Source organism: Polynucleobacter sp. MWH-Berg-3C6 (assembly GCF_018881855.1).
Lineage (GTDB): Bacteria > Pseudomonadota > Gammaproteobacteria > Burkholderiales > Burkholderiaceae > Polynucleobacter.
Genome location: NZ_JACVPN010000005.1, coordinates 69,431 through 84,692, shown reverse-complemented (window position 1 = coordinate 84,692; position 15,262 = coordinate 69,431). Strand labels below are relative to the sequence as shown.

Below are 15,262 nucleotides of genomic sequence, written 5' to 3'. Positions count from 1 at the left end.
GATTTAACGGTGCGCGCTTGGTTAAGCAATCTTGACTGGAATACCAGCAATTTTTGCTTGCCATTCTTGAGGGCCGGTCTCGTGCATGGAGATACCTTCAGAGTTCACGGCAACAGTCACTGGCATGTCTTTGACATCGAATTCATAAATTGCTTCCATACCTAGGTCAGCAAAGCCAACAACTTTGGCAGACTGAATCGCCTTAGACACCAAGTAGGCGGCGCCACCCACAGCCATGAGATATGCAGATTTATGTTTCTTGATAGCTTCGATTGCAACCGGGCCGCGCTCAGCTTTACCAATCATCGAAATTAAACCTGTCTTAGCAAGCATCATTTCAGTGAACTTATCCATGCGAGTTGAGGTGGTGGGGCCTGCAGGACCAACTGCTTCATCGCGGACAGGATCAACTGGACCAACATAATAGATGATGCGATTTTTGAAGCTGACCGGAAGTTCTTCGCCTTTGGCCAACATATCAGCAATCCGTTTATGGGCTGCATCACGACCAGTCAGAATTTTTCCATTTAGCAATAAGGTATCGCCTGGTTTCCAGCTTGCCACCTGTTCAGCAGTTAATGTATTGACATCAACGTGCTTCGATTTTTTGGTATCTGGTGTCCAGGTGACATCTGGCCAATCTGATAAAGATGGTTTCTCCAGCTTCGCAGGACCATCGCCATGTAAATGGAAGTGCACGTGGCGGGTGGCCGCACAGTTCGGAATCATTGCCACAGGTAGTGACGCAGCATGGGTTGGGTATTCCATGATCTTAATATCGAGCACGGTTGCCAGGCCGCCAAGACCTTGGGCGCCAATGCCTAATTTGTTTACTTTGTCATAAATCTCAAGACGCAGTTCCTCGGCGCGAGTTTTAGGACCACGAGCAATGAGCTCCTGAATATCTACTGGACCCATTAAAGATTCTTTTGCCATCAACATGGCTTTTTCTGGAGTGCCGCCAATGCCAATACCGAGAATGCCAGGAGGGCACCAACCTGCACCCATCGTTGGAACAGTTTTCACTACCCAATCGACAATGGAGTCTGATGGGTTGAGCATCACCATCTTGGCTTTGTTCTCTGAGCCACCACCTTTAGCAGCGCAAATCACTTCAACATCATCACCCGGAACAATTTCGTAATGGATGACAGCAGGGGTGTTGTCACCTGTATTTTTACGTTTGCCTGCTGGATCAGCTAAGACTGAAGCGCGGAGGGTATTTTCTGGATTGAGATACGCGCGACGAACACCTTCATTCACCATGTCTGAAACACTCATCGTGGCATCAGGCCATTGGACATTCATGCCAATCTTGAGGAAGACAACAGCAATGCCGGTGTCCTGACACATCGGGCGATGCCCTTCAGCGCACATCCGGCTATTGGTCAAAATTTGTGCCAATGCGTCTTTAGCAGCCGCGCCTTGCTCAAGCTCATAAGCCTTGCCCATGGCGGTAATAAAGTCCTTGGGGTGGTAGTAAGAAATGAACTGAAATGCATCCGCAACGCTTTGAATCAGGTCGTTTTGTTTGATATTTGTCATGGTTTTTGGCTTATTTCCACATTATTAGTAAGGTTTGACCTATTTTAAGGGTTTGCCATAGAGCAAATCCCGGGTATTTTCACTTATCTTCTAAGGTTCCGAGGGTCTAAACCCATCATTTTGCGGCATTTTGGCAAAAATAGATCATTGATTATTAGATAGAGGGCAGTGAAGCATGGAACCATTAAAGCAAGAAAACCGCGTATTTAACCCACCTGCAGACTTTGTAAAGGGTGCCGCTATTCCGGGTATGGATGCCTATAAGAAGCTTTGCGATGAAGCGAATCAGGATTATGACGGTTTCTGGGGCCGCCTTGCTAAAGAGAATATCTATTGGAAAAAGCCATTTAGTAAAGTTTTAGACGAATCTAAAGCACCTTTCTATAAGTGGTTTGAAGATGGCACAACGAATGCCTCTTATAACTGTCTAGATCGTCAGGTTGAAGCCGGTTTAGGCGGCAAGACTGCCCTGATCTTTGAAGCAGATGACGGCACAGTTACAAAAGTTACCTATCAAGAGTTACTTGAGCGCGTTTGCAAAATGGCAAACGCAATGCGCAAGATGGGTATTAAGTCTGGTGACAGCGTCATCATTTACATGGCAATGACTATTGAAGGCATTGTGGCGATGCAAGCATGCGCCCGCATTGGTGCAATTCATTCTGTAGTGTTCGGTGGTTTCTCTGCACAAGCTTTGCGTGATCGCATTATGGACGTCGGTGCAGTAGCAGTGATTACTGCTGATGGACAGTTCCGTGGCGGTAAAACACTGCCCTTAAAGGCAATTTGTGACGAGGCTCTTTCCACTGGCGAATGCCCTAAGGTAAAGCATGTGATCGTGAACAAGCGCACTGGTTCTGATATTGCAATGACTGCAGGCCGCGATGTTTGGATGCAAGAAATCATGGCGAATGAAGCTACGACTTGCGAGCCAGAGTGGGTTAGTGCTGAGCACCCATTATTTATTCTGTACACATCCGGCTCTACCGGTAAGCCAAAGGGTGTACAGCACTCTACAGGTGGCTACCTCCTGTGGGCAATTCTCACAATGAAGTGGACCTTTGACATCAAGCCAAATGATGTGTTCTGGTGTACTGCCGATATCGGCTGGGTAACTGGCCACTCCTATATTACTTATGGCCCACTCGCAGTTGGCGCCACTGAGATTGTGTTTGAAGGTGTGCCAACTTATCCAAATGCTGGCCGTTTCTGGGACATGATTCAGAAACACAATGCAACTATTTTCTACACAGCACCAACCGCAATTCGTTCTTTGATCAAAGCATCTAGCAATGACACAACAGTGCATCCAAAGAGCTATAACTTATCTTCCTTGCGTCTCTTGGGTTCTGTAGGCGAGCCAATTAATCCAGAAGCTTGGATGTGGTACTACGAGAATGTCGGTGGTTCACGTTGCCCAATCGCGGATACTTTCTGGCAAACCGAAACTGGTGGTCACATGATTACGCCATTGCCAGGCGCGACCCCAATGATTCCAGGTTCATGCACATTGCCATTGCCTGGCATTCAAGCGGCTATCGTTGACGAAGCCGGTGTAGATGTGCCGAATGGCCAGGGCGGTATCCTGGTTGTGAAGCGTCCATGGCCTTCAATGATTCGTACGATCTGGGGTGATCCTGACCGTTTCGTGAAATCCTATTTCCCAGAAGAGTTGGGCGGCACTTTATACCTTGCAGGTGATGGCGCAATTCGCAATAAAGATACTGGCTACTTCACGATTACTGGCCGCATCGATGACGTCTTGAACGTTTCTGGTCACCGTATGGGAACCATGGAAATCGAATCTTGCTTAGTTGCTAATCCATTGGTTGCTGAGGCTGCAGTAGTTGGTCGTCCAGATGAATTAACTGGCGAAGCAATTTGCGTATTCGTAGTTCTCAAAGGCGGTCGCCCAACAGGTGAAGATGCTAAGAAGATTGCGACTGAATTGCGTAACTGGGTTGGTAAAGAAATTGGCCCAATTGCTAAGCCTAAAGATGTTCGCTTTGGTGATAACTTGCCTAAGACTCGTTCTGGCAAGATTATGCGTCGACTGTTGCGCGTGATTGCTAAAGGCGAAGAGGTGACTCAAGATACCTCAACCCTGGAAAATCCAGCGATTTTGGAACAGCTTAAGGAGTCTGTATAAGCTTTTAAGGCTAAACCCTTTCGGCAATCGTATAATCATCGATTCCGGAAGGGTGGATGAGCGGTTTAAGTCACACGCCTGGAAAGCGTGCGTAGGTTAATAGCCTACCGCGGGTTCGAATCCCGCCCCTTCCGCCAAGCAGTATCTAAACCACCCTCGGGTGGTTTTTTCATTTACAACTGGATTACATCGGCTTAATTTGTAGTTTCTTAAACTTCACTACACCGCCTGCCGATTGAATGGCAATAGGGCCATCAGCAAACTTGCTGTCTTGAGCATCTGCTACCGTAACCTCGCCATTGAGAGTGACTTTAAAGTGCGAGCCATTGGCAACAATCTCCATAGTGTTCCAACGACCGCCGGCTTTATAAATAGGATTCACTTTGGCTACATCCACAATTGCTCCGGTGGAATATTCTTGGCCAGGGCGGGTATCCCAAATATTGACCTCATATGAAGTTGCCGCTGCAATCTTGGTGGGGTCTTGGCAACGAATAAAGATTCCACTATTAGTGTCTGACCCTGCCCAAAACTCTGCGCGAATAATAAAATTTTTATAACTTTTCGTGCTGACTAAATATCCATTCGGTTTATTTCCTTCGATGATTCCATTACCAATGACCCAATTTGCATTGCCAACAATATTCCAACCCTCTAAGCTGACTCCGTCAATGAGGTCGATAAACCCATCTGCATTTTGAGCTAAAGCAGGGTTGCCGCCTAATAAGGTAGCAAGGCAAACTAATAAGGTTGCAATATATTGGTTTAGGCGTTTCATGGACTCTCCTGGGTTTATATTGATTGTTCTATGATAATTTTAATTTTTACTGATATTGCCAAAAATATACAAGTAGATGGCTCAATTTAATTTTTCCCTATTCAAGGCATGGGTCCTGCGATTGGCAGTCGTATGTTTGTTGCTCGCCACTTTTTTCTGGGCTGGCGCCCATTTGTTTATTCCTGGATTTATCAAAAAGTCTGTTGCTGAGTATGGCAACAAGATTGGCTATGACATTGCTTATCAGGATCTCAGTCTTTCTCCTTTGCGCTTGCAAGTAGAGATCGAAGGTCTTCATCTGGCAAAAAACGGCGGTAATCTCCTGCAATTTAAGAAGCTATTGGTTTCTCTAAAGTGGACCAAGTTAGCTATGGGAGAGATCGGGTTTGATGAGATTGCTCTTGAAGAGCCGAAGCTCCTGGTTGAAAAAAGAGCGGCTAAAGGAAGATCTGCTGAGACGGTACTTTGGAATTGGCAAGAATTCATCCGAGCGGTTGAGAAGAATCTCCCCCGAGCAGATACTAAAGAGGTGAAGCAGCCGCTGAAGATTTCTGTTGATCAATTGGAGGTCAATTCAGCATCCTTCAGTTTGATTGATGCTGCTTCTAATTTAAAAGAGGAGCTCAAGCCTTTCTCGATGAAGCTACTCAAGGTGGCGAACTATGACAAAAATGGCGTTGTCTCGGGTGTGCGTGGTCAGTACGACTTCAACTTAGGTTCCTTGGAGTTATTGATACCGGGTATTAACAAAACAATTGCCTTTAATCGTGTAACGATTGCAGGGGGTCTAGACAATCCAAGCCCAGGCGCCCTAGGCTTGCAATTGGATCTGCAGTTGGACCAAGGAAGCCTGCGCTCTCACTGGGATCTTAATACTGTATCCAAGGCGATAGATGGCAAGATCAATATTGAAAATTTGTCCTTGGCACCTATCGTATCCATGCTTCCTGCTAATAAAGAATTAACAGCTCAAAGCGGACTCATGAATGCCGACTTAGCAGTCAAACTTGGTGCGGATGCAGACATCATTGCAGGTGACGTTCATTTAATTGATTTGGCAGTGACAGAAAAGGGCGAAAAAATCCCATTGATTCGCTGGAAGACAGCTGAGTTCCGTCAGTTGGAATACAAGCTCATTAAGTCAGCCAAACAGTCTGCCGGAACTAGTCTGACAATTGATGATTTGCTTGTCGATCGTCCAACACTGCGTTTTGAAATTAACGAAGAAGGCTTATCTAATTTCCGTAGATTATTTTCTAAGCCCCAAAGCGACAAGGCAGAGCAGGAAGTTGCTACAGAATCGGCAAAGACCCCATTTCTTTTAGATATGCGCTCCCTCAATCTGAAGGATGGCGAAGTTCTGTTTTCTGATTTGGCGATGCGACCTCACTTTAAGGTTGATATTAAGAAGTTCAACGCTACTTTAATAGGTGTTAGCAATACCCCAGGACGTTTTGCTAGTGTGGCAATGGATGGGGTAGTGGCGGGCTCGGGCAGTATGAGAACTAAGGGTCAAGCCTCATTTGATGACCCTCGTCGTAATCACGATATCGCAATGAATTTTCGCAATCTCCCGCTCACTACATTTAATCCAGCAGTAATGAACTTTGCAGGCTATCAAATTACTGATGGGCGCTTAAACCTGAATCTGAATTACCGTGCCAAGGATGGCGAGCTCAACGGCAGCAATCAAATCATTATTAAGAAGGTAGTGCTGGGCGATGAGGTGCCAGACTTCAAGGGTAAAAAATTGCCCTTGGGATTGGCGATTGCATTATTAGAGGATGCTGATGACACCATTGATGTAACCGTTCGTATAGCGGGCAATGTGGATTCACCAGAATTTAGCGCTAGCGGTTTAGTTTGGCAGGCTATTAGTAATGTACTGACCAATATTGCTACTGCTCCCTTTAGGGCCTTGGCATCGATTCTTGGAATGGGTAGTAATGAAGGAGTCAATGTTTTACCCGGTGAAGCAGTCTTCTTGCCTGCCGACCAAGATCGCCTGGAAAAGTTTGGCGAGTACTTGGTGAAGCGTCCAAACTCGAGTTTAGAAATTATTGGTACATATGACCCTACTCAAGATAAGCAAGAGTTAGCAAGAGCAAAAGCAGATACCGCTATTTTGAAAGAGGCTGGTTTTAAATTAACGGCAGGTGATCCTGTACCCGTTCCGAGTCTATCTGATCCAAGAGTGCAATCTGGCTTGAAAGCTGCCTATGCACAATACGTTGGTCGTATTAAATTGGGTCAACGCTTGTTAATGTTGCCGGATGGAGAAGCGCGCAACCAGCAATTGCGTTCAGAGCTTATTGCTGACATTGATGTGAGTGATGCCCAGCTTAAAGAATTAGCGAAAACCAGAGCTACGATTGCTTATGATTTGATGATCAAGGCAAATCCAGCTTTGAAGGATCGGATTGTCATTGGAGATGTAAAGTCGGCTGAAGCTGGAAAAGAGGGCATTCCTCTCGATGTTGAGATCAGAATCAAGTAGACTTGAGCCATGAATTTACGAAAACTATCAATCCTCATTATGGCCACCGTTGCCACCATGCTTGTAGGCTGTGGTTCTATTGAATCTGCCGCTCAAGAGGACTGCACTTCTATAGGCTGGCAGATTGGTAGCAAGGGCTATCAAGACTGCTTCAAGGCTAGGGTATATGAGCGCAAGTTGGATTACTCCAATCCCCCGGGCGATAGACCATACCCATCCATGCTATAGCTTAGGGTAAACCCTTAATTCATTCCCTTGAGCGCCGTCAAGGACATGCTGGGTGAAATAACCCAAAATCAAGCGATTATTTGCATTTCCACTAGGGCAAGTCCAGTCTTGTCTGATCGGGAATGCTTATGCGCTTAATGGCAAGACAAGTATAAAAATTAGAGACTACATACTATGAATCACCCAAAGCCTTCCGGAGAAGTCAAAGCAGTTGCCATTGCTACTGCAGATGATTTGAGGGAGACCATTCGTCGTAAGAGCAAACTCAAAGGTCGTCAAGCAGACGATGCATCGCTAGCGGAAGTGCGACAACTGATTGGCAATGCGCCACATCGTCGTGATTTGCTCATTGAAAATCTCCACAAGCTCAATGATGAATATCGGGCTTTGCATGATCGTCATTTAGTTGCTCTGGCAAAAGAAATGAATTTGCCCATGGCTGAAGTGTATGAGGTAGCAACTTTCTATCACCACTTTGAAGTCGTACGTGGCAATGACCCAGTAGCGGATATCACTGTGCGCGTGTGCGATGGTATCGCCTGTGAGTTGGCTGGTGCGCAAAACTTATTAGCAAAGCTCCCAACAGTTTTAGGTAACCCGAATGTCAAAGTCATTGCAGCCCCATGCGTAGGGCGCTGTGAGCAAGCTCCAGTTGCAGTAGTGCACCAATATCCAGTGCTCTTTGCGACAACAGATAAAGTGCAAGCTGCAGTGAAGAATGGCTTAACAACTCAGCCAATGGCTAAAGATAATGCGAACTTTGATCCAGCATCTTTAGCCGAGCAGGGTGTTTCTCCGCAAGGCGAAAATCAAGCCTTATCTCCTGACTATGTGGGATATGAATCCTATCGCGCTCAAGGTGGTTATGCCCTTGCAAAAGAAATTATCGATGGTAAGCGCGATGCTGAAAGCATTATTAAGGCGATGGAAAGTTCTGGCTTGCGTGGCCTTGGTGGTGCCGGATTTCCAGCAGGGCGCAAGTGGCGCATTGTGAAAGATCAAGTTGCGCCAAAACTGATGGCTGTCAATATTGACGAAGGTGAGCCAGGAACATTCAAAGACCGTACTTACTTAGAGCGTGATCCACACCGTTTCTTAGAAGGCTTGTTGGTTGCCGCAAATGTTGTTGGTATTGATGCTTGTTATATCTATTTGCGCGATGAGTATCACGGCTGCCGTGAACTCCTTGAGGCTGAATTAGCCAAACTCAAAGCCAATCCTCCATTTAAGTTGCCAACGATTGAATTACGTCGTGGAGCAGGCGCCTACATTTGCGGTGAAGAATCCGCAATGATTGAGAGTATTGAAGGTAAGCGTGGTGAGCCACGCATGCGTCCTCCTTATATTGCGCAGGTTGGTTTATTTGGAAGACCAACTCTAGAACATAACTTTGAGACTCTCTATTGGGTGCGCGATATTGTGCAACGTGGCCCTGAGTGGTTTAGTTCTTTTGGTAGACATGATCGCAAAGGCTTGCGTAGCTTTAGTGTCAGCGGTCGCGTTAAAAAGCCGGGCGTGAAGCTGGCTCCAGCCGGGATCACTATCCAGGAACTCATTGATGAGTACTGTGGCGGCATGCAAGATGGCCACCAGTTCTATGGTTATTTACCGGGCGGTGCATCGGGCGGTATTTTGCCGGCTACGATGAATGACATTCCATTGGACTTTGATACCCTGCAACCGTATGGCTGCTTTATCGGTTCAGCAGCAGTCATGGTGTTTAGTGATAAAGATAAAGCCCGTGATATGGCGCTCAATGTGATGCACTTCTTCGAGCATGAGAGCTGTGGTCAATGCACTCCATGTCGTGTTGGTACTGGCAAAGCTGCAAAACTTATGCAAGCCAAATCCTGGGATCAAGATACCTTAGAAGATTTAGCAACTGTCATGGTTGATGCCTCTATCTGTGGCCTAGGTCAGGCAGCACCTAATCCCATTCGTTGTATTCATAAATATTTCCCACAAGAAGTAGCCTAAATAGGGAAAGACGAGACAAACATGAACGCACCAACCAATCCAAAAGAACTCGAATTACCAACCGTTGAGTTCAAGCTAGACGGCAAGACAATTGTTTCCTATGAAGGTGAAACCATTCTCAAGGCTGCTAAACGTCACGGTATCGATATTCCCCATCTATGCTTTAAAGATGGCTATCGTCCTGACGGTAACTGCCGTGCTTGCGTAGTTGAAATCAATGGTGAACGTACATTAGCCCCGAGCTGCTGCAGAAGCGCTACTCCAGGCATGGAAGTCAAAGCCAATAGCGAGCGTGCTGTAAAGAGTCAAAAATTAGTTCTGGAAATGTTGTTATCAGACATGCCAGACGAAGGATTTAAGTGGGTTGGAGACAGCAAAGCAGAAGAACAAAAAAATCAGCATGGTGAACTCAGTACTTGGGCAAGTCGCATGGACGTTACAGTCCGTCCAGAGCTCAAAGCATTGCGTCGTGAGAAGGTAGCCAACGACGTATCGCACCCAGCGATGGCGGTAAACCTAGATGCTTGTATTCAATGTAACCGTTGTGTACGCGCTTGTCGTGAAGAGCAGGTAAACGATGTTATCGGCTACGCCATGCGTGGCGCGCATAGTGAAATTGTTTTCGATCTCAATGATCCAATGGGTGATAGCACCTGTGTTGCTTGTGGCGAATGTGTACAAGCCTGCCCAACCGGTGCATTGATGCCTAAAGGTTTAATTGGTTCACAGACCGTTGACCGTAAAGTCGATTCTGTTTGCCCATTCTGCGGTGTTGGTTGCCAGATCACCTATAACGTGAAAGATGAAAAGATTGTTAGCGTTGAAGGTCGTGATGGACCTGCTAACCATAATCGCCTTTGCGTTAAAGGCCGCTTTGGTATGGATTACATCCATAATCCACAGCGCCTCACAAAGCCTCTCATTCGCAAGGCTGGTGTGCCTAAGGATGAGACGGCGATTCAGAACCCACAAGATTGGTCCAATATCTTCCGTGAAGCAACTTGGGAAGAGGCTTTGGAACTGGCCGGCGGCGGTCTGAAGAAACTCAAAGATAAACACGGCTTAAAAGTATTGGCTGGCTTTGGTTCTGCTAAGGGGAGTAACGAAGAGGCTTATTTATTTCAAAAGCTAGTGCGTACAGGATTTGGTAGCAATAACGTAGATCATTGCACCCGTCTTTGCCATGCATCTTCTGTAGCCGCACTCCTGGAGGGTGTTGGCTCTGGCGCGGTAAGTAATCAAGTAAATGATGTCGAGCACTCTAGCTTGATCATGTTGATTGGATCTAACCCAACAGCCAACCATCCAGTAGCTGCTACTTGGTTTAAGAATGCTGCTAAACGTGGTGCAAAGATTGTGCTTTGCGATCCACGTATGACTGAAATTGGTAAGCATGCTTGGCGTACGATGCAGTTCAAGCCCGACACTGATGTGGCGATGCTCAATGCCATGATCTATACGATTATTGAAGAGGGTTTGGCAGATCAAGAGTTCATTAAAAACCGTGCCAATAACTTCGAAGCCTTAAAAGAAAATATTAAGGGCTATAGTCCTGAAGCTATGGCGCCAATCTGCGGCATTCCAGCAGAGACATTGCGTGAAGTGGCAAGAGAATTTGCAACTACCAAGTCAGCGATGATTTTGTGGGGCATGGGTGTTAGCCAACACGTTCATGGCACAGATAATGCGCGTTGCTTAATTGCCTTGGTGAGTATTACTGGTCAAATTGGTAAGCCAGGATCTGGTTTGCATCCATTGCGTGGACAGAACAACGTCCAAGGCGCTAGTGATGCTGGTTTGATTCCGATGATGTTCCCGAACTATCAGCGTGTTGATAATCCAGAGGCTCATGCATGGTTTGAAAAATTCTGGGGTACTCCGCTAGATAAAAAGCCTGGCTATACCGTAGTAGAGATCATGCATAAGATCACTGCGCCCGATAGCGACCCCGATAAGATTCGTGGCATGTATGTCGAAGGTGAAAATCCTGCAATGAGTGATCCTGACTTAAATCATGCACGTCACGCACTGGCATCACTTGAGCATTTAGTCGTGCAAGACATCTTTATGACAGAAACAGCGCTACTGGCCGATGTGGTCTTGCCAGCAAGTGCTTGGCCAGAGAAGGTGGGTACCGCAAGCAATACTGATCGTATGGTACAGATGGGCAAAAAAGCAATCGAGCCACCAGGCGATGCAAAGCCAGACTTATGGATCATTCAAGAAATTGCTAAGCGTATGGGTCTGAATTGGAATTACCAAGGACCTGATGCTGGTGTTGCAGCAGTCTATGACGAGATGCGCCAAGCCATGCATGGTGCCATCAATGGTATAACCTGGGAGCGCCTCGAAAAGGAATCGAGCGTTACCTATCCATGCCTTTCAGCCGAAGACCCAGGTCGCCCAATTGTGTTTGATGATTCCTTTGCTACTCCTGATGGAAAAGTAAAACTCGTTCCTGCAGATATCATTCCTGCAAACGAAAGACCTGATGGTGAGTATCCATTTGTTCTAATCACTGGACGTCAGTTAGAGCATTGGCATACAGGCAGTATGACAAGGCGCGCTACTGTACTCGATGCAATCGAGCCTATGGCTACTGTGTCTATGAATGGCGAAGATATGACTCAGCTTGGTGTTGTAGCTGGCGATGTCATTACTGTTCAATCTCGTCGCGGTGAGGTGGGTATTCATGTGCGTAGAGATGACGGCACTCCAAGAGGCGTGGTCTTTATTCCATTTGCTTACTATGAAGCTGCAGCAAACTTGATCACCAATCCTGCCTTAGATCCCTTTGGCAAGATTCCGGAATTTAAGTACTGCGCAGTCAAATTGGCGAAGGGTGGGCAGGTAGCTCATGTCATGGGTTACGGCACTAATGACCCCGAAAGGCAACAAGTTGTTGCCACATCCCAATAAGTATCTGAATTAAAGCCGCCTTAGGGCGGCTTTTTACAATTCCCCTCATTTCTGTGTTGCTACTTTTGTAGTAAAATTAGGTAAATGGGGAGAATTCTATGGGCATGCCAGTAAGAATTGATGATGATCTTTACGAGTTGGCTAAGCTTGAGGCTAAAGCTGAGCATCGGACTATTGCTGGACAAATTGAGTTTTGGGCAAAAGTAGGTCGTGCTGCAATTGATAATCCTGATTTGCCGGTCTCCTTCATTATGGAGTCACTAGCCTCTTTGGCAGAACCGCGTGGGAGCGGAACCCCATTTATTCCTCGCTCAAGGAAGCTTTAATGGCGTATGCAGTTATGCAAATGCGCCGATTTGCAAGACAATACAAAAAACTAAATGACAAAACTGCTAAAGATGTTGATAAAGCTGTAGTCAAAATCTCAGAAAACCCCCTTATCGGTGAGAGAAAAAAGGGTGATTTGTCTAACTTATTGGTTTGTAAGTTCAAGAGTAACAGCCAGCTTTACTTGTTGGGCTATTCGATTGATGATGGTCTCAGGCTTATTTATCTGGATTCTATTGGCCCTCATGAAAACTTCTATAGAGATATTAAAAGATAAGTGAGCAAACTATCATATCGCCCAGTAGAATTGACCTTCCATGGCTAGTTCAAAACCATCCCCCACGCAATCCCAAGCAGAGTTACCTGTCCTGATTATTGGTGCAGGTCTTGCGGGCTTAACCGTTGCCTTACATATGGCTGAATCTCAGCCAGTGATTCTCATGGCAAAACGAGGCTTGGGCGAGGCAGCTACTGCATGGGCACAAGGCGGCATCGTTGGCGTGGTTGATAAAGAGCATGACAGTATTGATTCTCATGTGGCTGACACCATTGATGCGGGAGCGGGTCTCGTAGTCGAATCGACTGCCCGTTATATTGCTGAAGAAAGTGCTGATGCCATCAAATGGTTAGTGGAGCAGGGTGTGCCATTTACTACTGATGAGGCTGGTCCAATGGGATTGCATCTCACCCGTGAAGGTGGGCATAGTCATCGTCGTATTGCGCATGCTGCTGATGCAACAGGTAAGGCGATTCATGAAGTGCTGCTTGATAAAGCTCGAGCCCATAAAAATATTCAAATCCTAGAGCATTGGATTGCGCTCGACTTAATTACGAACCGTCATCTGGATGAAAAGACACAGCGCACTAAGCCGAATCGTTGTTATGGTGTGTATGCCCTAGACATCAAAAATAATCGCGTTGAAACTATTGCAGCGAAGTCTGTAGTGCTGGCAACGGGTGGTGTCGGTAAGGTTTATCGATACACCAGTAATCCAGATACCGCTACCGGTGACGGCATTGCCATGGCCTGGCGTGCAGGTTGCCGAGTTGGCAATATGGAATTTATTCAGTTTCATCCAACTTGCTTGTATCACCCCAGTGATCGTACCTTCCTCATTACGGAGGCCATGCGCGGTGAGGGTGGCTTATTAAAGCTACCAGATGGCACGCGCTTTATGCAGTCTCACGATGAGCGCAAAGAGTTGGCCCCGCGCGATATTGTTGCCCGTGCTATTGACTTTGAAATGAAAAAGCACGGCTTAGATTATGTTCATCTCGATGCTACGCATTTAGGTGAAGCCTTTATTAAAGAACATTTCCCCATGATTTATGCACGTTGCTTAAGTCTTGGTTTAGATATTACGAAAGAGCCGATACCGGTGGTGCCTGCTGCTCACTATGCCTGTGGTGGTGTAGTGACTGATTTAAAAGGCAGAACCGATCTACCAGGTTTGTATGCTGTTGGTGAAGCCACTTACACTGGATTACATGGTGCCAATCGATTAGCAAGTAACTCACTCCTAGAGTGCATTGTGATTGGTAAAGCAGCGGCTGAAGACATTTCTGGGCTTAAAGCACCAGCTATGCCAAACCTACCTCTTTGGGATGAGAGTCAGGTAGAGGATGCCGATGAGCAAGTGGTCATTGCGCATAACTGGGACGAGTTGCGCTCTTTGATGTGGAACTATGTTGGTATTGTGAGAACCAATCGCAGGCTTGAGCGTGCATTACACCGCATTAAGCTCTTGAGATACGAAGTACAAGAGTATTACGCTAACTTTAAAGTGACGCGAGATCTGATTGAATTGCGTAACTTACTAGAATGTGCTGAACTCATCGTACGATCAGCCCTGATGCGCCGAGAGAGCAGAGGATTGCATTACAGCCGTGACTACCCAGGCACTTGGGCGGTGTCTTATCCGACCATTCTGACGCCTCAAGCCGAGGGTGCAGAAAACACCAAAGAAGCTTAAGGATTAACCCAGAATCCGCATCGAAAAATCAACCGCATAGACATCTTTGGTTAATTTTCCAAGAGAAATGCGATCAACACCGGTGGCAGCAATAGCGCGCATCTGATCCAGATTAATACCGCCAGAAGCTTCTAGTAGTGCACGACCTGCAGTTAAGGCTACCGCTTGTTTCATTTGATCGGTAGTGAAGTTATCAATCAGAATACTTTTAGCACCTGCAGCTAGAGCCTCTTCCAGTTCAGTAAAGTTTTCAACTTCAATCTGAATATCTACCCCCGCATTGAGTGCGGCAGCATTGTTGAGTGCCGCAGTGATGCTACCAGCAGCAGCGATGTGATTTTCTTTAATGAGGATGCCATGCCAGAGTGCAAGGCGTTGGTTCTGACCGCTACCAACTCGTACTGCATATTTTTGAGCCTGGCGTAATCCGGGAATAGTCTTGCGAGTATCCAATACAGCACAACCCTTGGGATTGGGACTCACGCCAGCAATGGCCTCAACGTGTTGGCGGGTAATGCTGGCAGTCCAAGAGAGTGTTTGGAGAAAGTTAATGCAAGTACGCTCAGCAGAGAGTAGGGCTTGAGAGTCAGCCTCGATATCACAAACTTTGGTATCGGCTTTCATGAGATCGCCTTCCAAGTAATGCCAAGTCACTTTGGCATTGGGATCTAACTTCTTGAGCGTGCCCTCAAACCAATCCACACCACACAGCACAGCATCTTGACGAACAATCAGCTGTGCTCGAACATTTTTGCTGGGTACCAGTTTGGCTGTCCAATCACCAGTACCAATGTCCTCCATGAGCGCATCATGAATATTGCGTTGACGCGCTTGCTCGAGGGATTCGTTGTAATCAAACATATATCAAT

At 46.5% G+C, this 15,262-nt stretch carries 11 protein-coding genes and 1 tRNA gene; 9 read left to right on the top strand and 3 right to left on the bottom strand.

All coding sequences use genetic code 11. The features are described from left to right. Positions 1 to 21 precede the first annotated feature (21 nt). A complete protein-coding gene (locus ICN13_RS08540) occupies positions 22 to 1,545 on the bottom strand; it encodes a fumarate hydratase (protein ID WP_216139937.1) in 1,524 nt (507 codons plus the stop codon). A gap of 175 nt (positions 1,546 to 1,720) precedes the next feature. Between ICN13_RS08540 and acs the strand changes: the two genes are divergently transcribed. Together acs and ICN13_RS08530 are read left to right on the top strand one after the other, a co-directional pair. Continuing rightward, the gene (acs, locus tag ICN13_RS08535) at positions 1,721 to 3,694 is read left to right on the top strand and encodes an acetate--CoA ligase (RefSeq protein ID WP_216139936.1); all 1,974 of its coding nucleotides are present in this window, start codon (positions 1,721 to 1,723) and stop codon (positions 3,692 to 3,694) included. Between the two features lie 46 nt (positions 3,695 to 3,740). After that, positions 3,741 to 3,831, top strand: a tRNA-Ser gene (locus ICN13_RS08530). A 47-nt stretch (positions 3,832 to 3,878) separates the two neighbouring features. On the opposite strand, the gene ICN13_RS08525 is transcribed toward ICN13_RS08530, so the two are convergent. Further along, positions 3,879 to 4,472, bottom strand: coding sequence for a DUF1080 domain-containing protein (locus ICN13_RS08525; RefSeq protein ID WP_216139935.1), 594 nt, complete (start codon positions 4,470 to 4,472; stop codon positions 3,879 to 3,881). A gap of 121 nt (positions 4,473 to 4,593) precedes the next feature. Here ICN13_RS08525 and ICN13_RS08520 point away from each other — a divergent pair, with 121 nt between their 5' ends. From ICN13_RS08520 to nadB, 7 genes are all read left to right on the top strand, one after another. After that, complete coding sequence (locus ICN13_RS08520; RefSeq protein ID WP_255534100.1) at positions 4,594 to 6,969, top strand: DUF748 domain-containing protein; 2,376 nt, start codon at positions 4,594 to 4,596, stop codon at positions 6,967 to 6,969. 9 nt (positions 6,970 to 6,978) lie between these two features. Beyond that, positions 6,979 to 7,197 (top strand): hypothetical protein, encoded by a 219-nt coding sequence (locus ICN13_RS08515; RefSeq protein WP_216139933.1) that lies wholly within the window; start codon positions 6,979 to 6,981, stop codon positions 7,195 to 7,197. A gap of 174 nt (positions 7,198 to 7,371) precedes the next feature. Then, positions 7,372 to 9,174, top strand: a complete 1,803-nt coding sequence (locus ICN13_RS08510; protein ID WP_216139932.1) for an NAD(P)H-dependent oxidoreductase subunit E — start codon at positions 7,372 to 7,374, stop codon at positions 9,172 to 9,174. A gap of 21 nt (positions 9,175 to 9,195) precedes the next feature. Continuing rightward, positions 9,196 to 12,093, top strand: coding sequence for a formate dehydrogenase subunit alpha (fdhF, locus tag ICN13_RS08505; RefSeq protein ID WP_216139931.1), 2,898 nt, complete (start codon positions 9,196 to 9,198; stop codon positions 12,091 to 12,093). Between the two features lie 98 nt (positions 12,094 to 12,191). Further along, positions 12,192 to 12,419: a ParD-like family protein gene (locus ICN13_RS08500; RefSeq protein ID WP_216139930.1), complete on the top strand. Its 228-nt coding sequence runs from the start codon at positions 12,192 to 12,194 to the stop codon at positions 12,417 to 12,419. Continuing rightward, positions 12,419 to 12,697 carry a type II toxin-antitoxin system RelE/ParE family toxin gene (locus tag ICN13_RS08495; RefSeq protein WP_216139929.1) on the top strand — a complete coding sequence of 93 codons (279 nt, stop codon included), beginning with the start codon at positions 12,419 to 12,421 and terminating at the stop codon, positions 12,695 to 12,697. The genes ICN13_RS08500 and ICN13_RS08495 overlap by 1 nt, the downstream gene beginning before the upstream one ends. 40 nt (positions 12,698 to 12,737) lie before the next feature. Further along, positions 12,738 to 14,393 carry an L-aspartate oxidase gene (nadB, locus tag ICN13_RS08490; protein WP_216139928.1) on the top strand — a complete coding sequence of 552 codons (1,656 nt, stop codon included), beginning with the start codon at positions 12,738 to 12,740 and terminating at the stop codon, positions 14,391 to 14,393. A gap of 3 nt (positions 14,394 to 14,396) precedes the next feature. On the opposite strand, the gene nadC is transcribed toward nadB, so the two are convergent. Then, complete coding sequence (nadC, locus tag ICN13_RS08485) at positions 14,397 to 15,254, bottom strand: carboxylating nicotinate-nucleotide diphosphorylase (RefSeq protein WP_216139927.1); 858 nt, start codon at positions 15,252 to 15,254, stop codon at positions 14,397 to 14,399. Positions 15,255 to 15,262: the final 8 nt, after the last annotated feature.